Annotated in this window: 17 protein-coding genes; all 17 read left to right on the forward strand. The window is 59.5% G+C overall.

Features of this window, described 5'->3' with window-relative positions; all coding sequences use genetic code 11:
• Nucleotides 1-2: 2 nt before the first annotated feature.
• Nucleotides 3-758 carry a polyprenyl diphosphate synthase gene (gene uppS / locus ACHPFG_RS07275; protein ID WP_167654844.1) on the forward strand — a complete coding sequence of 252 codons (756 nt, stop codon included), beginning with the start codon at nucleotides 3-5 and terminating at the stop codon, nucleotides 756-758.
• Nucleotides 759-1,568: a phosphatidate cytidylyltransferase gene (locus ACHPFG_RS07280; RefSeq protein WP_431701955.1), complete on the forward strand. Its 810-nt coding sequence runs from the start codon at nucleotides 759-761 to the stop codon at nucleotides 1,566-1,568.
• The gene (gene ispC, locus ACHPFG_RS07285) at nucleotides 1,565-2,755 is read left to right on the forward strand and encodes a 1-deoxy-D-xylulose-5-phosphate reductoisomerase (protein ID WP_431701956.1); all 1,191 of its coding nucleotides are present in this window, start codon (nucleotides 1,565-1,567) and stop codon (nucleotides 2,753-2,755) included. Before ACHPFG_RS07280 ends, ispC begins: the two co-directional genes overlap by 4 nt.
• Nucleotides 2,756-2,808: 53 nt before the next feature.
• On the forward strand, nucleotides 2,809-4,161 hold the full coding sequence (rseP, locus tag ACHPFG_RS07290; protein WP_431701957.1) for a sigma E protease regulator RseP: 1,353 nt from the start codon (nucleotides 2,809-2,811) through the stop codon (nucleotides 4,159-4,161).
• 74 nt (nucleotides 4,162-4,235) lie between these two features.
• Nucleotides 4,236-6,623, forward strand: coding sequence for an outer membrane protein assembly factor BamA (gene bamA, locus ACHPFG_RS07295; protein WP_431701959.1), 2,388 nt, complete (start codon nucleotides 4,236-4,238; stop codon nucleotides 6,621-6,623).
• 45 nt (nucleotides 6,624-6,668) lie between these two features.
• Nucleotides 6,669-7,172 (forward strand): OmpH family outer membrane protein, encoded by a 504-nt coding sequence (locus ACHPFG_RS07300; RefSeq protein WP_003172279.1) that lies wholly within the window; start codon nucleotides 6,669-6,671, stop codon nucleotides 7,170-7,172.
• 3 nt (nucleotides 7,173-7,175) lie between these two features.
• A complete protein-coding gene (gene lpxD, locus ACHPFG_RS07305; protein WP_431701960.1) occupies nucleotides 7,176-8,231 on the forward strand; it encodes a UDP-3-O-(3-hydroxymyristoyl)glucosamine N-acyltransferase in 1,056 nt (351 codons plus the stop codon).
• A gap of 110 nt (nucleotides 8,232-8,341) precedes the next feature.
• Nucleotides 8,342-8,782: a 3-hydroxyacyl-ACP dehydratase FabZ gene (gene fabZ / locus ACHPFG_RS07310; RefSeq protein ID WP_003172281.1), complete on the forward strand. Its 441-nt coding sequence runs from the start codon at nucleotides 8,342-8,344 to the stop codon at nucleotides 8,780-8,782.
• On the forward strand, nucleotides 8,779-9,555 hold the full coding sequence (gene lpxA, locus ACHPFG_RS07315; protein WP_025855134.1) for an acyl-ACP--UDP-N-acetylglucosamine O-acyltransferase: 777 nt from the start codon (nucleotides 8,779-8,781) through the stop codon (nucleotides 9,553-9,555). The genes fabZ and lpxA overlap by 4 nt, the downstream gene beginning before the upstream one ends.
• A 2-nt stretch (nucleotides 9,556-9,557) precedes the next feature.
• The gene (gene lpxB / locus ACHPFG_RS07320; RefSeq protein WP_431701961.1) at nucleotides 9,558-10,697 is read left to right on the forward strand and encodes a lipid-A-disaccharide synthase; all 1,140 of its coding nucleotides are present in this window, start codon (nucleotides 9,558-9,560) and stop codon (nucleotides 10,695-10,697) included.
• A complete protein-coding gene (rnhB, locus tag ACHPFG_RS07325) occupies nucleotides 10,694-11,326 on the forward strand; it encodes a ribonuclease HII (protein WP_027604470.1) in 633 nt (210 codons plus the stop codon). The genes lpxB and rnhB overlap by 4 nt, the downstream gene beginning before the upstream one ends.
• 77 nt (nucleotides 11,327-11,403) lie before the next feature.
• Nucleotides 11,404-14,925 (forward strand): DNA polymerase III subunit alpha, encoded by a 3,522-nt coding sequence (dnaE, locus tag ACHPFG_RS07330; RefSeq protein WP_131697250.1) that lies wholly within the window; start codon nucleotides 11,404-11,406, stop codon nucleotides 14,923-14,925.
• A 128-nt stretch (nucleotides 14,926-15,053) separates the two neighbouring features.
• A complete protein-coding gene (locus ACHPFG_RS07335) occupies nucleotides 15,054-16,001 on the forward strand; it encodes an acetyl-CoA carboxylase carboxyltransferase subunit alpha (protein ID WP_431701962.1) in 948 nt (315 codons plus the stop codon).
• 163 nt (nucleotides 16,002-16,164) lie between these two features.
• A complete protein-coding gene (tilS, locus tag ACHPFG_RS07340) occupies nucleotides 16,165-17,484 on the forward strand; it encodes a tRNA lysidine(34) synthetase TilS (RefSeq protein ID WP_431701963.1) in 1,320 nt (439 codons plus the stop codon).
• Between the two features lie 273 nt (nucleotides 17,485-17,757).
• Nucleotides 17,758-19,389 carry a CTP synthase gene (locus tag ACHPFG_RS07345; RefSeq protein WP_053137224.1) on the forward strand — a complete coding sequence of 544 codons (1,632 nt, stop codon included), beginning with the start codon at nucleotides 17,758-17,760 and terminating at the stop codon, nucleotides 19,387-19,389.
• Between the two features lie 5 nt (nucleotides 19,390-19,394).
• Complete coding sequence (gene kdsA / locus ACHPFG_RS07350) at nucleotides 19,395-20,240, forward strand: 3-deoxy-8-phosphooctulonate synthase (RefSeq protein ID WP_010212442.1); 846 nt, start codon at nucleotides 19,395-19,397, stop codon at nucleotides 20,238-20,240.
• A gap of 157 nt (nucleotides 20,241-20,397) precedes the next feature.
• Nucleotides 20,398-21,687, forward strand: coding sequence for a phosphopyruvate hydratase (gene eno, locus ACHPFG_RS07355; RefSeq protein ID WP_027604464.1), 1,290 nt, complete (start codon nucleotides 20,398-20,400; stop codon nucleotides 21,685-21,687).
• Nucleotides 21,688-21,709 lie beyond the last annotated feature (22 nt).

Here is a 21,709-nt window from a genome sequence, read left to right on the forward strand (position 1 = left end):
TCATGGAAAAGACCAAGCAGACTGTGCCCTCTGTGGTGCCGCGCCATGTCGCGATCATCATGGATGGGAATAATCGCTGGGCGAAGAAACGCTTTATGCCGGGTGTTGCCGGGCATAAAGCGGGTGTCGATGCGGTACGGGCTGTGATCGAGGTATGCGCCGAGGCCAAGGTCGAGGTATTGACCTTGTTCGCGTTCTCCAGTGAAAACTGGCAGCGGCCCGCCGAAGAAGTCAGTGCCTTGATGGATCTGTTCTTCAAGGCACTGCGTCGCGAGGCCAAGCGCCTGAATGACAACAACATCAGCCTGCGCATCATCGGCGACCGCTCGCGCTTCCATCCGGAACTGCAGGCGGCCATGCGTGAAGCCGAGGCGATCACTGCTGGCACTGACCGCTTTGTGCTACAAATCGCGGCCAACTACGGTGGTCAGTGGGATATTGCCCAGGCTGCGCAGCGACTGGCCCGTGAAGTGCAGGCCGGTCATCTGCGGCCGGACGACATCTCGCCTGAACTGTTACAAACCTGCCTGGTGACCGGTGACCTGCCGTTGCCTGACTTGTGTATCCGTACCGGTGGTGAGCATCGCATCAGCAATTTTCTCTTATGGCAGTTGGCCTATACCGAGCTGTACTTCTCCGACCTGTTCTGGCCGGACTTCAAACACGATGCCATGCGCACTGCGCTGGCCGATTTCGCTTCCCGTCAGCGTCGCTTCGGTAAAACGAGTGAGCAGATCGAAGCTGGAGCCCGGGTTTAAATGCTTAAACAACGAATCATCACAGCGCTGATACTGTTGCCGATTGCCTTGTGCGGGTTCTTCCTGCTGGATGGCTCCGGCTTTGCACTGTTTATCGGCCTGGTGGTAACCCTGGGTGCCTGGGAATGGGCACGATTGGCAGGCTTCAACGCGCAGTTGCCGCGTGTGGTGTATGCCCTTGTGGTGGCGGTGCTGCTGTTTCTGATGCATACCCTGTCGAGCATCATCGTGCCTTGGGTGTTGGGGGCCGCGGTGTTGTGGTGGGCGCTTGCGACCTACCTGGTGCTGACTTTTCCGCGCAGCAGTGGCCAGTGGTCCAGTGTCGCCAGCAAGTTGGTGATTGGCTTGTTGATCCTGTTGCCCGCCTGGCAAGGGCTGGTGGAGATCAAGAATTCGCCGATGGGTAACTGGCTGATCATGGCAGTGATGGTGCTGGTCTGGGGTGCAGACATCGGCGCCTACTTCTCTGGTCGTGCATTCGGCAAGCGAAAGCTGGCGCCGGCGGTCAGTCCGGGCAAGAGCTGGGAAGGTGTGTATGGCGGCCTGGCGTTGACGCTGTTGATCACGCTTGTGGTGGGTGTGTTACGGGGCTGGTCGGTGATGGAAATCTTCCTGGCACTGCTCGGTACGGCCATCGTCGTATTCATTTCGGTGGTGGGCGACCTCACTGAAAGCATGTTCAAGCGCCAGGCCGGGATCAAGGACAGCAGCAACCTGCTGCCGGGACATGGCGGGGTGCTGGATCGTATCGACAGCCTTACCGCTGCCATCCCGATCTTTGCCGTGCTGTTGTGGATGACCGCTTCGTGAGTCGCCTGCAACAAGTGACCGTGCTGGGTGCAACCGGTTCGGTAGGGTTGAGCGCCCTGGATGTGATCGCTCGTCATCCTGACCGCTATCAAGTATTTGCCTTGACCGGATTCACCCGCCTCAGCGAACTGCTGGCGCTGTGCGTGCGCCACGTGCCGCGCTTTGCTGTCGTGCCCGAGCGTTCGGCGGCGCGGAGCCTGCAGGATGATCTGCGGGCTGCCGGGCTGGCCACTCAGGTGCTGGTGGGGGAGGAGGGGTTGTGCCAGGTCTCGGCCGATGCCGAGGTGGATACGGTGGTAGCCGCTATCGTCGGTGCCGCCGGCTTGCGTCCGACCTTGGCCGCCGTGGACGCGGGCAAGAAAATTCTGCTGGCCAACAAAGAAGCGCTGGTGATGTCCGGCGCGCTCTTCATGCAGGCTGTGCGCAAGAGCGGTGCCGTACTGCTGCCCCTCGACAGCGAGCACAATGCTATCTTCCAATGCATGCCTGGTGACTTTGCTCGCGGTCTCAGTCAGGTGGGTGTGCGTCGGATTCTGCTGACCGCTTCGGGTGGTCCTTTTCGGCAAACTCCCTTGGCGGAGTTGGAGCATGTGTCTCCGGACCAGGCGTGCGCTCATCCTAACTGGTCTATGGGGCGCAAAATCTCCGTAGACTCGGCAAGCATGATGAATAAAGGCCTGGAGTTGATCGAGGCCTGCTGGTTGTTCGATGCGCAACCGGATCAAGTCGAGGTGGTGATTCACCCGCAAAGTGTGATTCATTCACTGGTCGACTATGTGGATGGCTCGGTATTGGCCCAATTGGGCAATCCCGATATGCGTACCCCGATCGCCAATGCCCTGGCCTGGCCGGAGCGAATTGATTCCGGCGTGGCGCCACTGGATCTGTTTGCCATTGCCCGCTTGGACTTCGAGGCACCGGACGAACAACGTTTTCCTTGTCTGCGCCTGGCGCGTGAGGCGGCGGAGGCGGGTAACAGCGCGCCGGCGATGCTCAATGCGGCGAATGAAGTGGCGGTGGCGGCGTTTCTCGAACGGCGCATCCGCTTTCCGCAGATCGCGAGTATCATCGAGGACGTCCTGGGTCTTGAGCCCGTGGTGGCGGTGAATGACCTCGACGCGGTATTCGAGGCGGACACCAAGGCACGCGCCTTGGCCGAACAATGGTTGAACCGCAACGCGCGTTAGGTTGTGGGCGCGATTGAGCCTTGGGGCACTGGATTGGAATGCGGAGAAATTAGATGAGTGCGCTTTACATGATTGTCGGCACCCTGGTTGCTCTGGGCGTGCTGGTTACCTTCCACGAATTCGGCCACTTTTGGGTGGCACGTCGTTGCGGCGTCAAGGTACTGCGCTTTTCCGTCGGCTTCGGCATGCCGTTGGTTCGCTGGCACGACCGACGCGGCACCGAGTTCGTGATCGCGGCCATCCCGTTGGGTGGCTACGTCAAGATGCTCGATGAGCGTGAAGGCGAAGTGCCGGCCGATCAACTGGACCAATCCTTCAATCGCAAGACCGTTCGTCAGCGTATCGCCATTGTTGCCGCCGGTCCGATTGCCAACTTTTTGTTGGCGATGCTGTTCTTCTGGGTCTTGGCCATGCTCGGCAGCGAGCAGGTGCGTCCTGTCATCGGCGCGGTCGAAGCGGACAGTATCGCGGCCAAGGCAGGTCTGGTCGCGGGACAGGAAATTGTTTCCATTGATGGTGAGCCGACGACGGGTTGGGGCGCGGTCAATTTGCAACTGGTACGTCGTTTGGGTGAAAGCGGCACGGTCAATGTCGTGGTGCGTGAGCAGGATTCCAGTGCCGAGACCCCTCGCGCGTTGGCTCTGGACCATTGGCTCAAGGGCGCTGATGAGCCTGATCCGATCAAGTCCCTGGGCATCCGTCCATGGCGTCCTGCGCTGCCGCCGGTACTGGCTGAGCTGGACCCGAAAGGTCCGGCCCAGGCCGCTGGCCTGAAAACCGGCGATCGCTTGCTGGCCCTCGATGGCCAGGTGCTGGGTGAGTGGGAGCAGGTGGTCGATCTGGTCCGGGTACGCCCTGATACCAAAATTGTGCTGAAAGTTGAACGCGACGGTGCTCAAATCGACGTCCCCGTGACCCTGGCGGTACGTGGGGAAGCCAAGGCGGCCGCGGGGTACCTGGGCGCTGGCGTCAAGAGTCCGGAGTGGCCGCCATCGATGGTGCGTGAGGTCAGTTTCGGGCCGTTGGCGGCAATCGGGGAGGGTGCAAAACGCACCTGGACCATGAGTGTGCTGACCCTCGAATCCCTCAAGAAAATGTTGTTCGGCGAGCTCTCGGTAAAAAACTTGAGTGGACCGATAACCATTGCTAAAGTGGCGGGCGCTTCTGCCCAGTCGGGTGTCGCGGATTTCCTGAATTTCCTGGCTTATCTGAGTATTAGCCTGGGTGTTCTGAATTTGCTGCCCATTCCAGTATTGGATGGGGGGCATCTGTTGTTTTATCTGGTCGAGTGGGTGCGTGGTCGCCCCTTGTCGGATCGGGTGCAGGGTTGGGGGATACAGATCGGTATCAGTTTGGTGGTTGGGGTGATGTTATTAGCCTTGGTCAACGATCTGGGTCGACTGTAACGCTTCGCTGAATTGCGAATCTGCCGCATTTTGCGGCAGTTTGTTTATTGCCAGTTGGAATAAGAAAGGACTTCATGAAACGTCTGCTGCTAACTGCGGTTCTCACCGTATTGATGATCGCCGAAGTTCACGCCGAGTCCTTCACCATCTCCGATATTCGCGTCAACGGCCTCCAGCGGGTTTCCGCGGGTAGCGTCTTTGGTGCCTTGCCGTTGAACGTCGGGGAACAGGCTGATGACCGTCGCCTGGTGGAATCCACTCGTGCGCTGTTCAAAACCGGGTTCTTTCAAGACATCCAACTGGGTCGTGAAGGTAACGTCCTGGTCATCACCGTCGTCGAGCGACCTTCCGTCGCCAGTATCGAGATCGAAGGCAACAAGGCGATCTCCACTGAAGACCTGATGAAAGGCCTGAAGCAATCTGGCCTGGCCGAGGGCGAGATCTTCCAGCGCGCCACCCTTGAAGGTGTTCGTAACGAACTGCAACGCCAGTACGTTGCCCAGGGCCGCTACTCCGCGACCGTGGAAACGGAAGTGGTGCCGCAGCCTCGTAACCGTGTCGGCCTCAAGGTCAACATCAACGAAGGTACCGTGGCGGCCATTCAGCACATCAACGTGGTGGGTAACACCAAGTTCGCTGATGAAGACCTGATCGACCTGTTCGAGCTCAAGACCACCAACTGGTTGTCGTTCTTCAAGAACGATGACAAGTACGCCCGTGAAAAACTTTCCGGTGACCTGGAACGCCTGCGTTCCTACTACCTGGACCGTGGCTATATCAACATGGATATCGCTTCGACCCAGGTGTCCATCACCCCGGACAAGAAACACGTCTACATCACTGTCAACGTCAACGAAGGCGAGAAGTACAAGGTTCGTGACGTGAAGCTCAGCGGCGACTTGAAAGTGCCTGAAGACCAGGTCAAGGCCCTGTTGCTGGTGCAGAAAGACCAGGTGTTCTCGCGCAAGCTGATGACCACCACGTCCGAACTGATCACCCGTCGCCTGGGTAACGAAGGCTATACCTTCGCCAACGTCAACGGCGTGCCTACCCCACACGATGAAGACCACACTGTGGACATCACCTTTGTCGTCGATCCAGGTAAGCGTGCCTACGTGAACCGCATCAACTTCCGTGGCAACACCAAGTCTGCGGACGAAGTGCTGCGCCGCGAAATGCGCCAGATGGAAGGTGGCTGGGCGTCGACTTACCTGATCGACCAGTCCAAGACCCGTCTTGAACGCCTGGGCTTCTTCAAGGAAGTGAACGTCGAAACGCCAGCCGTACCGGGTGTGGATGACCAGGTTGACGTGAACTACGCCGTGGAAGAGCAAGCGTCGGGTTCGATCACCGCCAGTGTCGGTTTCGCGCAGAGCGCCGGTCTGATCCTCGGTGGTTCCATCACCCAGAACAACTTCCTGGGTACTGGTAACAAGGTGTCCATCGGCCTGACCCGAAGCGAATACCAGAGCCGTTATAACTTCGGTTATGTCGACCCCTACTGGACAGCAGACGGTGTGAGCCTGGGCTACAACGCCTTCTATCGCACCACCGACTACAAAGACCTCGACGTTGACGTAGCAAGCTATGCAATCGACAGCCTGGGTGTGGGCGCCAACATCGGTTACCCGATCAGCGAGACTTCGCGCCTGACCTTCGGCCTGACCGCGCAACAGGATGAGATCAAGACCGGTGTGTACACCGTGGATGAGATCTTCGACTTCACTCGCAAGGAAGGCGACAAGTTCCTGAACTTCAAGGCGTCCGCCGGCTGGTCCGAGTCGACCCTGAACAAGGGCGTGCTTGCCACCCGTGGTCACTCCCAGAGCCTGACTCTGGAAGCAACGACGCCAGGCAGCGACCTGTCGTTCTTCAAGCTCGATTACCGTGGCCAGTTGTTCCAGCCGCTGAGCGATAACTACACCATGCGCCTGCACACTGAGTTGGGTTATGGCGACGGTTATGGTTCCACCAATGGGCTGCCGTTCTACGAGAACTACTACGCGGGTGGCTTCAACTCCGTGCGGGGCTTCAAGGACAGCACCCTGGGCCCCCGTGGTACACCGAGCCGTGGTGTTGGTGTGACCGGTAACCAGGGCACCGTAGCTGACTCCGACAACGACCCGCTGCCATTCGGTGGTAACGTGTTGATCCAGGGGGGGGCGGAAATCCTGTTCCCGCTGCCGTTCGTCAAAGATCAGCGGTCCCTGCGTACTTCGGTCTTCTGGGATGTGGGTAACGTGTTCGACTCCAAGTGTGAACAGATCACCAACCCAAGCGGCGTGAAGTCCAGTACTGAGTGCAACGACGTGAGCCTAAGCAACTTGGCGAGCTCGGTGGGTGTAGGTGTGACCTGGGTGACTGCGCTTGGCCCGTTGAGCTTTGCTCTGGCCATGCCGATCAAGAAACCGGATAACGCTGAAACCCAGATTTTCCAATTCTCCCTCGGCCAGACGTTCTAAGCGTCTGACCCAAGATAACGACAACGGATTCTGTAGGAGTACATCGTGCGTAAGTTGACTCAATTGGTTCTGCTGGCCACCGTGCTGGTAACCACCCCGGCCTTCGCCGAAATGAAAATCGCCGTCCTGAACTATCAGATGGCCCTGCTGGAATCCGACGCGGCCAAGAAATACGCCGTGGATGCCGAGAAGAAATTCGGTCCGCAACTGACCAAGCTCAAGACGTTGGAAAGCAGCGCCAAGGGTATCCAGGACCGTCTGGTAGCGGGTGGCGACAAGATGCAGCAAGGCGAGCGCGAGCGTCTGGAGCTTGAGTTCAAGCAAAAGGCCCGTGACTACCAGTTCCAATCCAAGGAGCTGAACGAAGCCAAGGCTGTTGCCGACCGTGAAATGCTGAAGCAGCTCAAGCCTAAACTCGACAGCGCTGTGGAAGAAGTCATCAAGAAAGGTGCCTTTGACCTGGTGTTCGAGCGTGGCGCAGTGATCGACGTCAAGCCTCAATACGACATCACCCGTCAGGTGATCGAGCGCATGAACCAGCTGAAGTAAGCCATGACCGCGACTATCAAGCTCGGCGAGTTGGCCGAGTTCCTGGGAGCCACCTTGCGTGGTTCCCCGGAGAAGGAAATCACTGGGCTAGCCACCTTGCAGGAGGCTGGCCCAGCTCAGTTGAGCTTCCTTGCAAACCCTCAATACCGTAAATACCTCGTCGACAGCCAGGCTGCAGCCGTGTTGTTGAAGGCAGCTGATGCCGAAGGGTTTGCCGGGGATGCGCTGGTGGTACCCGACCCATACCTGGCCTATGCGCGGGTGTCGCACCTGTTCGATCCGAAACCCAAGGCAGCCGGCGGTATTCATGCGTCGGCGGTGATCGCCGATGATGCCCAGGTTGATCCTGCGGCAAGTATTGGCGCCTTTGCGGTGATCGAGAGTGGCGCGCGCATTGGCGCAGGTGTGACGGTCGGTGCCCATTGTTTTATCGGTGCGCGCTGCGAGATCGGTGCCGATGGTTGGTTGGCACCTCGCGTGACCCTGTACCACGATGTGCGTATCGGGGAGCGTGTAGTGATTCAATCGGGTGCCGTGATCGGTGGTGAAGGCTTCGGCTTTGCCAACTCGAAAGGCGTCTGGCACAAGATTGCCCAGGTCGGCGGTGTATTGATCGGCGACGACGTGGAAATCGGTGTCAACACGGCTGTCGATCGCGGAGCCCTGGCCGATACCGTGATTGGTAACGGCGTGAAGCTCGACAATCAGATCCAGATCGCTCACAACGTGCAGATTGGCGATCACACCGCCATGGCCGCCTGTGTAGGCATTTCCGGCAGCACCAGGATCGGCAAGCATTGCATGCTCGCCGGTGGCGTAGGGCTGGTGGGGCATATCGATATTTGCGACAACGTTTTCATCACCGGCATGACCATGGTGACCCACTCGATTACCGAACCGGGGGCCTACTCATCTGGTACCGCCATGCAGCCCGCAGCTGAATGGCGCAAGAGTGCAGCACGTTTGAGGCAGCTCGACGACATGGCTCGACGTCTCAAACAGCTGGAAAAGCGTGTTGGGGACGTGACCCCTGGCGGTAATGCTTCATCTGAAGGCTGATACCATTTCCATATCAAGTGTGCACAGCCGCTAGACTGCCTCCTTGATTTGCTAGCGGGGCGTGCGTTTAGTCGCCCGCCCCCAATCTTTATTACAGGCTTCCCCCCGAAATGATGGACATCAACGAGATTCGCGAATACCTGCCTCACCGTTACCCGTTCCTGCTGGTGGACCGTGTAGTGGACCTCAATGTTGAGGAAAAGCGCATTCGTGCCTACAAGAATGTCAGCATCAACGAACCGTTCTTCAACGGTCACTTCCCCGCGCATCCCATCATGCCGGGCGTATTGATCATCGAAGCAATGGCCCAGGCTGCCGGTATCCTTGGTTTCAAAATGCTCGACCTCAAGCCTGCCGACGGCACGCTTTACTATTTCGTGGGCTCCGACAAGTTGCGCTTTCGCAACCCGGTTACTCCGGGTGATCAGTTGATCCTGGAAGCCAAGTTCATCAGCTGCAAGCGCCAGATCTGGAAGTTCGAATGCCAGGCCTCGGTAGACGGCAAGCCGGTGTGCTCGGCCGAGATCATCTGTGCGGAACGCAAACTATGAGTTTGATTGACCCTCGCGCAATCATCGATCCGTCGGCCGTACTGGCCGCCGACGTTGAGGTCGGCCCCTGGTCGATCATCGGCGCAGGTGTGGAAATCGGCGAGGGGACTGTCATCGGGCCGCACGTGATCCTCAAAGGTCCGACCCGCATTGGCAAACACAACCGCATCTACCAGTTTTCCTCGGTAGGCGAAGACACCCCCGACATGAAGTACAAGGGTGAGGAGACGCGCCTGGTAATCGGTGATCACAACATCATCCGTGAAGGCGTGACCATTCACCGTGGCACCGTGCAGGATCGTGCCGAGACCACGCTGGGTGATCACAACCTGGTCATGGCCTATGCCCATATCGGCCATGACAGCGTGATCGGCAACCACTGCATCCTGGTCAACAACACGGCGTTGGCTGGCCATGTACACGTTGACGATTGGGCGATCCTGTCCGGCTTTACCTTGGTGCATCAGTATTGCCATATCGGCGCCCACAGCTTTTCCGGCATGGGCACCGCCATCGGCAAGGACGTTCCGGCGTTCGTCACGGTGTTCGGCAACCCGGCCGAAGCCCGCAGCATGAACTTCGAAGGCATGCGCCGTCGTGGGTTCAGCGAAGACGCGATTCACGCCCTGCGCCGTGCCTACAAGGTGGTCTACCGTCAGGGGCTGACGGTAGACCAGGCGTTGATCCAACTGGCCGAGCCAGCAGCGTTGTTTCCGGAAGTCGCGGTGTTCCGTGACTCGATCCAGGCTTCGACCCGCGGCATCACCCGCTGATCATGGCTACTCTGCGTATCGCGCTGGTGGCCGGAGAAGCTTCCGGCGACATTTTGGGCGCAGGTCTTATGCGGGCGCTCAAGGCGCGGCACCCTGCGGTGGAATTTATCGGTGTCGGCGGCCCGCTGATGCAGGCCGAAGGCCTTACGTCATACTTCCCCATGGAGCGTCTGTCGGTCATGGGCCTGGTCGAGGTGTTGGGTCGCTTGCGTGAGCTGCTGGCTCGTCGCAAGCTGCTGATCCAGACGCTGATCGAAGAAAAGCCCGATGTCTTTATCGGAATCGATGCGCCGGACTTCACCCTCAATATCGAACTCAAGTTGCGTCAGGCCGGGATCAAGACCGTGCACTACGTCAGTCCCTCTGTGTGGGCGTGGCGGCAGAAGCGTGTGTTGAAGATCCGCGAAGGCTGCGACCTGATGTTGACCCTGTTGCCGTTCGAAGCCAGGTTCTACGAGGAGAAGGGCGTGCCGGTACGGTTTGTCGGGCATACCCTGGCTGACAATATTCCTTTGCAGGCTGACCGTGCAGCAGCGCGTGCCGAGCTGGGGTTGCCCGAAGGCCCGCTCGTCGCGCTGATGCCGGGCAGTCGAGGCGGCGAAGTCGGCCGTCTTGCCAGCGTGTTTTTCGATGCTGCCGAGCGCCTGCAAGCCTTGAAGCCCGGGGTACGTTTCGTGTTGCCCTGCGCCAGCCCGCAACGGCGCGCGCAAATCGAAACACTGTTGGTCGGGCGCAATCTGCCATTAACCCTGCTCGACGGTCGGTCGCACCTGGCCTTGGCGGCCTGTGATGCAGTGCTGATCGCTTCGGGTACCGCGACCTTGGAGGCGCTGCTGTACAAGCGCCCGATGGTCGTGGCCTATCGCCTGGCACCGCTGACGTTCTGGATTCTCAAGCGCATGGTCAAAAGTCCTTACATCTCCCTGCCCAACTTGCTGGCCCAGCGCCTGTTGGTGCCGGAGTTGTTGCAGGACGATGCAACGCCCGAAGCCCTCGCGCAAACCCTACTACCCTTGATCGACGGCGGCGAAGAACAGACCCGTGGTTTTGACGACATCCACCGCACCCTGCGCCGTGATGCATCGAACCAGGCGGCGGACGCCGTATTGACCTTGATCGGCCAAAAACAGGAAGCTTTATGAGCACGCAAATAGGCCTGGATTTCAGCCTGGTTGCCCAAACCCACGAACTGGTGGCCGGTGTTGACGAAGTGGGGCGCGGCCCGCTGTGTGGCGCGGTGGTTACGGCGGCCGTGATCCTTGATCCGAACCGTCCGATCCTGGGCCTCAACGACTCGAAAAAACTCACTGAAGCGCGTCGTGAAAAACTCTACGACGAAATCTGTGAAAAGGCCCTGAGTTGGCATATCGCCCGGGCTGAAGTCGAAGAAATCGACGAGTTGAATATTCTGCACGCCACGATGCTGGCCATGCAGCGTGCCGTTGAAGGTCTGCATATCACCCCAAAACTGGCGATGATCGACGGCAACCGTTGCCCGAAGCTGGCGATGCCGGCTGAAGCGGTGGTCAAGGGTGATAGCAAGGTGCCTGCCATTGCAGCGGCTTCGATCCTGGCCAAGGTCAGCCGAGACCGTGAAATGGCGGCGTTCGAATTGATCTACCCCGGCTACGGCATCGGAGGGCACAAGGGCTATCCGACGCCCGTTCATCTGGAAGCCCTGGCCCGTCTCGGTCCAACGCCGATCCACCGACGCTCGTTTGCCCCGGTGCGCCAGGCTTATGAGCTGCGCGAGAACCTCAGCGAGGTTTAGTCGCAAGGCTGATGTTTTTGCCAAGGCCCGGTACAATCCCGGGCCTTGTTGTTTCTAAGTTTCTGGACAGGATCACTATGCCGGCTTCATTCGTTCACCTGCGCCTGCACACTGAATACTCCCTGGTCGACGGCCTGGTACGGATCAAACCGCTGGTCAAGACCCTGGTGGGCATGAACATGCCTGCGGTCGCGGTTACCGATCAAAACAACATGTGCTCCCTGGTCAAGTTCTACAAGAACGCCATGGGCGCCGGCATCAAGCCGATCTGCGGCGCCGACCTGTGGCTGTCCAACAAAGACCCGGATAACCCCCTGAGCCGCATCAGCCTCCTGGCGATGAATGGCGTGGGTTATCGCAACCTCACCGAATTGATTTCCCGTGGATTTATCGACGGTCAGCGCAACGGCTCCATCATCATCGAGCGCGAATGGGTCGCCGAGGCCAGCGAAGGCCTGATCATGCTGTCGGCCGCCAAAGAGGGCGAGATCGGTATCGCGCTGCTGGGCGGTAATCCCCATGAGGCCGAAGTGCTGGCGAGGGAGTGGATGCAGGTCTTCCCCGACCGTTTCTACCTGGAAGTCCAGCGCACCAATCGTCCCAACGATGAAGAGCATCTGCACGCCGCCGTGGCCCTGGCCGACAAGCTGGGCGCGCCCTTGGTGGCGACCAACGATGTGCGCTTTATCAAGAAGGAAGATTTCGAGGCCCACGAAACACGCGTGTGCATCGGCGAAGGCCGGGCCCTGGATGACCCGCGCCGCTCCAAGAACTACAGCGAAGAGCAGTACCTCAAGAGCGCGGAGGAGATGGCCGAGCTGTTCAGCGACCTGCCCGAGGCCCTGGAAAACTCCGTTGAGATCGCCAAACGCTGCAATATCGAAGTGAAGCTGGGCAAACACTTTTTGCCCAACTTCCCGATTCCCGATGGCATGACCATCGATGAGTATTTCCGCAAGGTGTCGTTTGATGGTCTGGAGGAGCGTCTGTCCGTCCTGCTGCCCAAGGACACTACCGAAGATTACGAGGCCAAGCGCCAGGTCTACGTCGACCGGCTGAATTTCGAGCTGGATATCATCATCCAGATGGGGTTTCCCGGTTACTTCCTGATCGTGATGGACTTTATCCAGTGGGCCAAGAGCAACGGCGTACCGGTCGGTCCGGGCCGGGGCTCGGGTGCTGGTTCGCTGGTCGCCTATGTACAGAAGATCACCGACCTAGACCCGCTGGAATATGACCTGCTGTTCGAACGGTTCCTGAACCCGGAACGGGTCTCCATGCCCGACTTCGACGTCGACTTCTGCATGGACGGCCGGGACCGCGTGATCGAATACGTGGCCGAGAAATATGGCCGCAACGCCGTGAGCCAGATCATCACCTTCGGTTCCATGGCGGCCAAGGCGGTAATCCGTGACGTGGCGCGGGTGCAGGGCAAGTCCTACGGCCTGGCGGACCGCCTGTCGAAGATGATCCCGTTCGAAGTCGGCATGACCCTGGAAAAAGCCTACGAGCAGGAAGAGATCCTGCGCGACTTCATCAAGGTCGATGAAGAAGCCGCCGAAATCTGGGACATGGCGCGCAAGCTCGAAGGCGTGGTGCGTAACGTCGGTAAACACGCCGGTGGCGTGGTTATCGCGCCGACCAAGCTGACTGACTTTTCGCCGATCTATTGCGATGAAGAGGGCGGCGGCCTGGTCACCCAGTTCGACAAGGACGATGTGGAGGCGGCCGGCCTGGTGAAGTTCGACTTCCTTGGCCTGCGGACCCTGACGATCATCGACTGGGCGCTCAAGACCATCAACCGCGACCGCGCCAAGGTCAACGAAGAACCACTGGATATCGCGTTTATCCCGCTGGACGACAAGCCGACCTACACCTTGCTGCAAAAAGCCGAAACCACGGCGGTGTTCCAGCTTGAATCCCGCGGAATGAAAGAGCTGATCAAAAAGCTCAAGCCCGACTGCCTGGAAGACTTGATCGCACTGGTGGCCCTGTTCCGTCCGGGCCCGCTGCAATCAGGCATGGTGGATGACTTCATCAACCGTAAGCACGGTCGCGCCGAGCTGGCGTACCCGCACTCCGACTACCAGTACGAAGGCCTCAAGCCAGTACTGGCGCCGACCTACGGCATCATCCTGTACCAGGAACAGGTGATGCAGATCGCCCAGGTCATGGCCGGCTACACCCTCGGTGGTGCGGACATGCTGCGTCGTGCTATGGGTAAGAAAAAGCCCGAGGAAATGGCCAAGCAGCGCGGCGGTTTCATTGAAGGTTGCGCCACCAACAATATCGACGCGGACCTCGCCGGTAACATTTTCGACCTGGTGGAAAAATTCGCCGGTTATGGCTTCAATAAATCCCACTCCGCCGCCTACGGCCTGGTGTCGTACCAGACCGCCTGGCTGAAAGCCCACTACCCGGCGCCGTTCATGGCTGCGGTACTTTCGGCGGATATGCACAACACCGACAAGGTCGTGACCTTGATCGAGGAAGTGCGCACCATGAAGCTGCGCCTCGACGCGCCGGACGTTAACGCCTCGGAGTTCAAGTTCACGGTGAACGACGAAGGTCGCATCATCTATGGCCTGGGCGCGATCAAGGGCGTGGGCGAAGGCCCGGTGGAAGCCATCACCGAAGCGCGCCAGGACGGGCCGTTCAAGGATTTGTTCGACTTCTGCGCGCGGGTTGACCTCAAGCGCATCAACAAACGCACCCTCGATGGCCTGATCCGCAGCGGCGCACTCGACCGTCTCGGCCCGTATTTCCATGATGAGCCGAAGGCGTACCAGGCAAATATCGATCGCAACCGCGCGGTGCTGCTCACCGCCATGGAAGAAGCGATCAAGGCCGCCGAACAGACCGCCCGGACCCACGACAGCGGTCACGCCGACCTGTTTGGCGGGTTGTTCGTCGAAGAAGATGCCGATGTGTACGCCAACCATCGCAAGGCCAAGGAGCTGACCCTCAAGGAGCGCCTCAAGGGTGAGAAAGACACCTTGGGCCTCTACCTGACCGGCCACCCGATTGACGAATATGAAGGCGAAATCCGCCGCTTCGCCCGTCAGCGCATCATCGACCTGAAACCGGCGCGGGATACCCAGACCGTCGCCGGCATGATCATCGCCTTGCGGGTGATGAAAAACAAAAAAGGCGACAAGATGGGCTTTATCACCCTCGACGACCGCTCGGGCCGGATCGAAGCGTCGCTGTTTGCCGACGCGTTTCACTCTGCGCAGTCGCTGCTGCAGACCGACGCCATGGTGGTGGTGGAAGGGGAGGTCAGCAACGATGACTTCTCCGGCGGCCTGCGTCTGCGGATCAAGCGGGTGATGAGCATGGAGGATGCACGCACCAACCTGGCCGAAAGCCTGCGCCTGAAGGTGAAAACCGAAGCCCTCAAGGGCGATCAGCTACGCTGGTTGGGTGACCTGCTCAAGCGTCATCGCGGCGCCTGCCCGGTGACCATGGAGTACACCGGCAACGACGCCAAGGCGATGTTGCAGTTCGGTGAGACCTGGCGAATTGATCCTGCTGATGGCTTGATTCAAGCTTTGCGTGACCAGTTCGGCCGTGACAACGTCTTCCTCCAATACCGTTGACGGTCAGAGCGCCTGACCTCGGCTGAACATTTAATCTCGACCTAAACGCGCCTCTCCCTTAAGGTAGGGCGCGAATAGACAACCGGCTGGCCAGGCAACCCTTGGCCGTCGACCCAAGACGGACGCTTATGAACCCGAATTTTCTTGATTTCGAACAGCCGATCGCTGACCTGCAAGCCAAGATCGAAGAGCTGCGCCTGGTCGGCAATGACAATTCGCTGAATATCGGCGATGAGATCGCTCGCCTGCAAGACAAGAGCAGCACGCTCACCGAAGACATCTTCGGCAAGCTGACCAGCTGGCAGATTGCGCGCCTGGCCCGCCACCCGCGCCGTCCGTACACCCTGGACTACATTCAGCACATCTTCACCGAGTTCGACGAGCTGCACGGCGACCGCCACTTCTCCGACGACGCGGCCATCGTGGGCGGTATCGCTCGCCTGGACGACCAGCCGGTCATGGTCATCGGTCACCAGAAAGGCCGTGAAGTGCGCGAGAAGGTACGCCGTAACTTCGGCATGCCGCGTCCGGAAGGCTACCGTAAGGCCTGCCGTTTGATGGAAATGGCCGAGCGCTTCAAGATGCCGATCCTGACCTTTATCGATACGCCGGGTGCTTACCCAGGTATCGACGCCGAAGAACGCAACCAGAGCGAAGCCATTGCCTGGAACCTGCGCGTCATGTCTCGTCTGAAAACCCCAATCATTGCCACGGTGATCGGTGAGGGTGGTTCTGGCGGTGCACTGGCCATCGGTGTCTGTGACCAGTTGAACATGCTGCAATATTCGACCTACGCGGTGATCTCGCCGGAAGGTTGCGCCTCGATCCTGTGGAAAACCGCAGAAAAGGCGCCGGACGCTGCCGAAGCCATGGGCATCACTGCCGATCGCCTCAAGGGCCTGGGTATCGTCGACAAAGTGATCGCCGAGCCATTGGGCGGCGCCCACCGCGACCCGGCCGCCGCCGCCGCCACTATCCGTGCCGAGTTGGGTTCGCAACTGGCGATGCTCAATAAGCTGGATAACGAAGCGCTGCTGGCCCGTCGCTACGAGCGCCTGATGAGCTACGGTCTGTAAGCCGACGCCGTAATTTAATGTGGGAGGGGGCTTGCCCCCCGATTGCAGGAGCTCAGTCACCACATCTCGTGACTGACCCACCGCTATCGGGAGCAAGCCCCCTCCCACATTTGCTTTGTGTATGCTTGGTCAACGTATTCCAGATTTGCGGCGGTAACGTTTGATGAAACCAACCTTGCCCGCCAAGCTCCTGCAAGCCCTGTCCCCCTGGCGCAACGCCCCGGCCTGGCATATCGCTTTCTCAGGTGGGCTTGATTCCACTGTCCTTCTGCATCTCCTGGCCAGCCTGGCAAAATCCGAAACATTACCGCCCCTCAGCGCTGTCCATGTCCACCATGGTCTGCAGGCTGTTGCCGACGCCTGGCCAAGCCATTGCCAGTCGGTGTGCGACAGCCTGGGCGTACCCTTGCGGGTTATGCACGTGCACGTGCAGCCCGGCGCCAGCCTTGAGCGTGCCGCCCGTGAGGCGCGTTACCAGGCGTTTACCGAAATGGCCAGGGTGGGGGAAGCAGTGCTCACCGGCCAACATCGTGATGATCAAGCCGAAACGCTGCTATTCCGTCTACTGCGCGGTGCTGGGGTGCGCGGGCTCGCCGCAATGCCTGCGCATCGTCCGTTGGCGGGTGGTTTTCTGGTGCGGCCGTTGCTGGATGTCTCGCGCGTCGAGTTGGAAGCCTATGCCGGTGATCATCAACTCAAGTGGATTGAAGATCCTTCCAACGCCGATCCACGCTTCTCCCGTAATTACCTGCGGCACCGCGTGATCCCGACGTTGACGGAGCGTTGGCCCCAAGCCGTCTCCAGCCTGGCCCGCACTGCCGAGCACCTCGGTGAGGCCCAGGCGTTGCTGGGCGAGTTAGCCTGTATGGACCTGCAAGCCGCCGATCAACCTTCACGGTTTCCTTGGCTGCTTTTGCCATCATTGGCGCTCGGTCCACTGCGCGAACTTTCCGATGCTCGCCAGCTCAACGCCCTGCGCCATTGGCTGGCTCCGCTGACCCGGTTACCCGACAGCGACCATTGGGCTGGCTGGTATTCCCTACGTGATGCCAAGGGCGACGCACAGCCCTTATGGCGTCTTGCCGATGGGGAATTGCACCGTTGCGGCGAGCGCATTTGGTGGCTGCCTGGCGTCTGGTCGGAATTTTCCCACGGGTCGGTGAGCTGGCCTGATCCGCGAAACCCACTAGAGTTACCTGGCAATGGCCTGCTGAAGATTATCGGCAAGGCGCCCGAAGGCCCTTTGGAAGTCCGTTATCGCCAGGGCGGTGAAATGCTCGATGTGCCAGGCCGAGGCCGGCGCGACTTGAAGCGTCTGCTTAATGAATGTGGAGTGCCAGTGTTCGTCCGTGGCAGATTGCCGCTGCTCTATCAGGGCGAGCAATTGCTCGGCGTGCCTCACCTCACTGGACTCCGGGGAGCACCGCGCGAAGGCTGGCAATTAGATTGGATACCACAGACCTGCGATCAAGGTTTGAGCTGATAGCGCCTTTCCGGTAGACTACGCTCCCTTCTTGATACAACTTCTGTGGATTCGCCTGAATCGCAGCAGTTGCCGATTACCAAGCAGTCTTTGCTGGGCGATTCCAAAAAATGTGTAGCGATCAACGTACCGGTGTTTCATTGCTGGTCTGTCACAACGCGGCGGTTTTTTTGAAAGGTGCACTGTGATTAATGCAGGTGATCGGGGGCTTCGGCCTCTCTTCGCTTTCCCCGGCGGCTCGGACCGCTTTAACGCAGACTTCTAGGGTTTTTCATGACGCGCTACATATTCGTCACGGGCGGTGTTGTTTCTTCATTGGGGAAAGGCATTGCCTCCGCTTCATTGGCGGCCATCCTGGAGGCGCGGGGGCTTAAAGTCACCATGCTCAAGCTGGACCCGTACATCAACGTCGACCCGGGCACCATGAGCCCGTTCCAGCACGGTGAAGTGTTCGTCACACACGACGGCGCCGAGACCGACCTGGACCTGGGCCACTACGAGCGGTTCATCCGCACGACCATGACCCAGAACAACAACTTCACCACCGGCCGTGTCTACGAGCACGTACTGCGCAAAGAGCGCCGTGGTGACTACCTGGGTGCAACCATCCAGGTGATCCCGCACATCACCGACGAAATCAAGCGCCGCATCATCAAGGGTGCAGGCGATGCCGACGTGGCGATGGTCGAGATCGGTGGCACCGTGGGTGACATCGAATCCCAACCATTCCTCGAAGCCATCCGCCAGCTGCGTTTCGAAGTCGGCGCCAAGCGCGCGATGCTGATGCACCTCACGTTGGTGCCGTACATCGCCACTGCCGGCGAGACCAAAACCAAGCCTACCCAGCACTCGGTCAAGGAACTGCGTTCCATCGGCCTGCAGCCGGACGTGCTGGTCTGCCGCTCCGATCACCCGATCGACATTTCCTCGCGTCGCAAGATCGCGCAGTTCACCAACGTTGAAGAGCGTGCGGTGATCGCCCTGGAAGACGCCGACACCATCTACAAGATCCCGGGCATCCTGCATTCGCAAGGCCTGGATGATTTTGTGGTCGAGCGTTTCGGCCTGCAGTGCAACGGCGCGGACCTGTCCGAGTGGGAAGCCGTGGTTGACGCCAAGCTCAACCCTGAGCACGAAGTCACCATCGCCATGGTCGGCAAGTACATGGAACTGCTGGACGCGTACAAGTCGCTGATCGAAGCGATGAGCCACGCGGGCATCAGCAACCGTACCAAGGTCAACCTGCGCTACATCGATTCCGAAGACATCGAGAACCAGGGCACCGCGTTGCTCGAAGGTGTCGATGCGATCCTCGTTCCAGGCGGTTTCGGCCTGCGTGGCGTGGAAGGCAAGATCACCGCCGTGCAATACGCTCGTGAGAACAAGGTGCCGTACCTGGGCATCTGCCTGGGCATGCAAGTGGCCGTTATCGAATTCGCCCGTAACGTGATGGGCTGGAAAGACGCCAACTCCACCGAGTTCGACAGCAAGAGCGGCCACCCGGTCGTGGGCTTGATCACCGAGTGGGAAGACGCCACCGGCGCTGTCGAAACCCGTACCGAAAGCTCCGACCTGGGCGGCACCATGCGCCTTGGCGCGCAAGACTGCCTGCTGGAGCCGGGTTCCCTGGTTCACGATTGCTACGGCAAGGACGTGATCGTCGAGCGTCACCGTCACCGCTACGAAGTGAACAACAACCTGCTGCCGCAAATCAAAGAAGCTGGCCTGAAAATCTCCGGTCGCTCCGGTGATGGCGCGCTGGTTGAAGTGGTCGAGGCCCCGGATCATCCGTGGTTCGTCGCTTGCCAGTTCCACCCAGAGTTCACCTCGACTCCACGTGACGGTCACCCGTTGTTCAGCGGTTTCGTCAAGGCTGCACTGACGCAACACCAGAAGAAGGCGTAAACCTGATGGCCCAGAAGATCATTCGCGTAGGCGACATCGAGATTGCCAACGACAAGCCCATGGTGCTGTTCGGCGGCATGAACGTGCTGGAAAGCCGTGACATGGCGATGCAGGTCTGTGAAGAGTACGTAAAGGTTACCGAGAAACTGGGTATCCCTTACGTGTTCAAGGCCAGCTTCGACAAGGCCAACCGTTCGTCCGTTACCTCCTATCGCGGCCCGGGCCTTGAAGAAGGCATGCGGATCTTCCAGGACATCAAGCAAGCCTTCGGCGTGCCGATCATCACCGACGTCCACGAGCCTGAACAGGCTGCCGTGGTCGCCGAGGTGTGCGACATCATCCAGTTGCCGGCCTTTCTGTCACGCCAGACCGACCTGGTCGTTGCGATGGCCAAGACCGGTGCTGTGATCAATATCAAGAAAGCCCAGTTCCTCGCACCCCAGGAAATGAAACACATCCTGAACAAGTGCGTGGAAGCGGGTAACGACCAGTTGATTCTCTGCGAGCGTGGTTCGAGCTTCGGCTACAACAACCTCGTGGTGGACATGCTCGGTTTCGGCATCATGAAACAGTTCGAATACCCGGTGTTCTTCGACGTGACCCACGCGCTGCAAATGCCTGGTGGTCGCGCCGACTCCGCCGGTGGGCGCCGTGCCCAGGTACTGGACCTGGCCAAGGCCGGCATCAGCCAGTCCCTCGCCGGTCTGTTCCTGGAAGCCCACCCGGACCCGGACAACGCCAAATGCGACGGCCCATGTGCCCTGCGCCTGGACAAGCTGGAACCATTCCTGGCCCAGCTCAAGCAGTTGGACGAACTGGTCAAGAGTTTTCCGACGGTAGAGACCGCGTAAGCGTTGATTCTCCGGTAGACTTTCCCACGCTTTACGCTCAGGCCTACGGGCCTGAGCCTTGTCGCCTGCAAGCCTGCCCCGTTGTTCCACCCTTGCGGTCGGTCAAAAGATTTCCTTCAGCTGCGTCGTTTTCGTCAACTTTGGAGTGTTTACAACAATGGCAAAAATCGTCGACATCAAAGGTCGTGAAGTTCTCGACTCCCGTGGCAACCCCACCGTCGAAGCCGACGTGCTTCTCGATAACGGCATCATCGGCAGCGCCTGCGCGCCGTCCGGTGCTTCCACAGGTTCGCGCGAAGCGCTGGAACTGCGTGATGGCGACAAGAGCCGTTACCTGGGCAAGGGTGTCCTCAAGGCTGTAGCCAACATCAACGGCCCGATCCGTGACCTGCTGCTGGGCAAAGACCCGCTGGACCAGAAAGCCCTGGACCACGCGATGATCAAGCTCGACGGCACTGAAAACAAAGGCAGCCTCGGCGCCAACGCCATCCTCGCCGTGTCCCTGGCTGCTGCCAAGGCCGCCGCCCAGGACCAGGATTTGCCGCTGTACGCCCACATCGCCAACCTGAACGGTACCCCGGGTGTCTACTCGATGCCGGTTCCGATGATGAACATCATCAACGGTGGCGAGCATGCCGATAACAACGTCGACATCCAGGAATTCATGGTGCAGCCGGTCGGCGCCAAGACCTTCTCCGAAGGCCTGCGCATGGGCACCGAGATTTTCCATCACCTCAAAGCCGTGCTGAAAGCCCGTGGCCTGAGCACTGCCGTAGGTGACGAAGGTGGTTTCGCACCGAACCTGGCATCCAACGAAGATGCACTGAAAGTGATCTCGGAAGCCGTGGCCAACGCCGGCTACACGCTGGGCACCGACGTGACCCTGGCCCTGGACTGCGCCGCCAGCGAATTCTACGAAGATGGCAAATACAACCTGTCCGGCGAAGGCCAGGTGTTCAACTCCGAAGGTTTTGCCGACTACCTGAAGGGCCTGACCCAGCGCTACCCGATCATCTCGATCGAAGACGGCCTGGACGAGTCCGACTGGGATGGCTGGAAGATCCTCACCGACAAGATCGGCGAAAAAGTGCAGCTGGTGGGCGACGACCTGTTCGTGACCAACACCAAGATCCTGAAAGAAGGCATCGACAAAAAGATCGCCAACTCGATCCTGATCAAGTTCAACCAGATCGGTACCCTGACCGAAACCCTGGAAGCCATCCAGATGGCCAAGGCCGCGGGCTACACCGCCGTGATCTCGCACCGCTCCGGCGAAACCGAAGACTCGACCATCGCCGACCTGGCCGTGGGCACTTCGGCGGGCCAGATCAAGACCGGCTCTCTGTGCCGCTCTGACCGTGTGTCCAAGTACAACCAATTGCTGCGTATCGAAGAGCAACTGGCCGGCAAAGCCAAGTACAACGGTCGCGGCGAGTTTCGCGGCTGATCGGTAGATGGTAAAAAGTCGG

This window comes from Pseudomonas sp. BR20, from assembly GCF_050780135.1.
In the GTDB taxonomy this organism is placed as follows: Bacteria; Pseudomonadota; Gammaproteobacteria; order Pseudomonadales; family Pseudomonadaceae; genus Aquipseudomonas.

Excerpts from the sequence above, each read along its gene's own strand:
- uppS (WP_167654844.1), top strand. The coding sequence starts at position 3 with ATGGAAAAGACCAAGCAGACTGTGCCCTCTGTGGTGCCGCGCCATGTC.
- ACHPFG_RS07280 (WP_431701955.1), top strand. The coding sequence starts at position 759 with ATGCTTAAACAACGAATCATCACAGCGCTGATACTGTTGCCGATTGCC.
- rseP (WP_431701957.1), top strand. The coding sequence starts at position 2,809 with ATGAGTGCGCTTTACATGATTGTCGGCACCCTGGTTGCTCTGGGCGTG.
- bamA (WP_431701959.1), top strand. The coding sequence starts at position 4,236 with ATGAAACGTCTGCTGCTAACTGCGGTTCTCACCGTATTGATGATCGCC.
- lpxD (WP_431701960.1), top strand. The coding sequence starts at position 7,176 with ATGACCGCGACTATCAAGCTCGGCGAGTTGGCCGAGTTCCTGGGAGCC.
- fabZ (WP_003172281.1), top strand. The coding sequence starts at position 8,342 with ATGATGGACATCAACGAGATTCGCGAATACCTGCCTCACCGTTACCCG.
- lpxA (WP_025855134.1), top strand. The coding sequence starts at position 8,779 with ATGAGTTTGATTGACCCTCGCGCAATCATCGATCCGTCGGCCGTACTG.
- lpxB (WP_431701961.1), top strand. The coding sequence starts at position 9,558 with ATGGCTACTCTGCGTATCGCGCTGGTGGCCGGAGAAGCTTCCGGCGAC.
- rnhB (WP_027604470.1), top strand. The coding sequence starts at position 10,694 with ATGAGCACGCAAATAGGCCTGGATTTCAGCCTGGTTGCCCAAACCCAC.
- dnaE (WP_131697250.1), top strand. The coding sequence starts at position 11,404 with ATGCCGGCTTCATTCGTTCACCTGCGCCTGCACACTGAATACTCCCTG.
- ACHPFG_RS07335 (WP_431701962.1), top strand. The coding sequence starts at position 15,054 with ATGAACCCGAATTTTCTTGATTTCGAACAGCCGATCGCTGACCTGCAA.
- tilS (WP_431701963.1), top strand. The coding sequence starts at position 16,165 with ATGAAACCAACCTTGCCCGCCAAGCTCCTGCAAGCCCTGTCCCCCTGG.
- ACHPFG_RS07345 (WP_053137224.1), top strand. The coding sequence starts at position 17,758 with ATGACGCGCTACATATTCGTCACGGGCGGTGTTGTTTCTTCATTGGGG.
- kdsA (WP_010212442.1), top strand. The coding sequence starts at position 19,395 with ATGGCCCAGAAGATCATTCGCGTAGGCGACATCGAGATTGCCAACGAC.
- eno (WP_027604464.1), top strand. The coding sequence starts at position 20,398 with ATGGCAAAAATCGTCGACATCAAAGGTCGTGAAGTTCTCGACTCCCGT.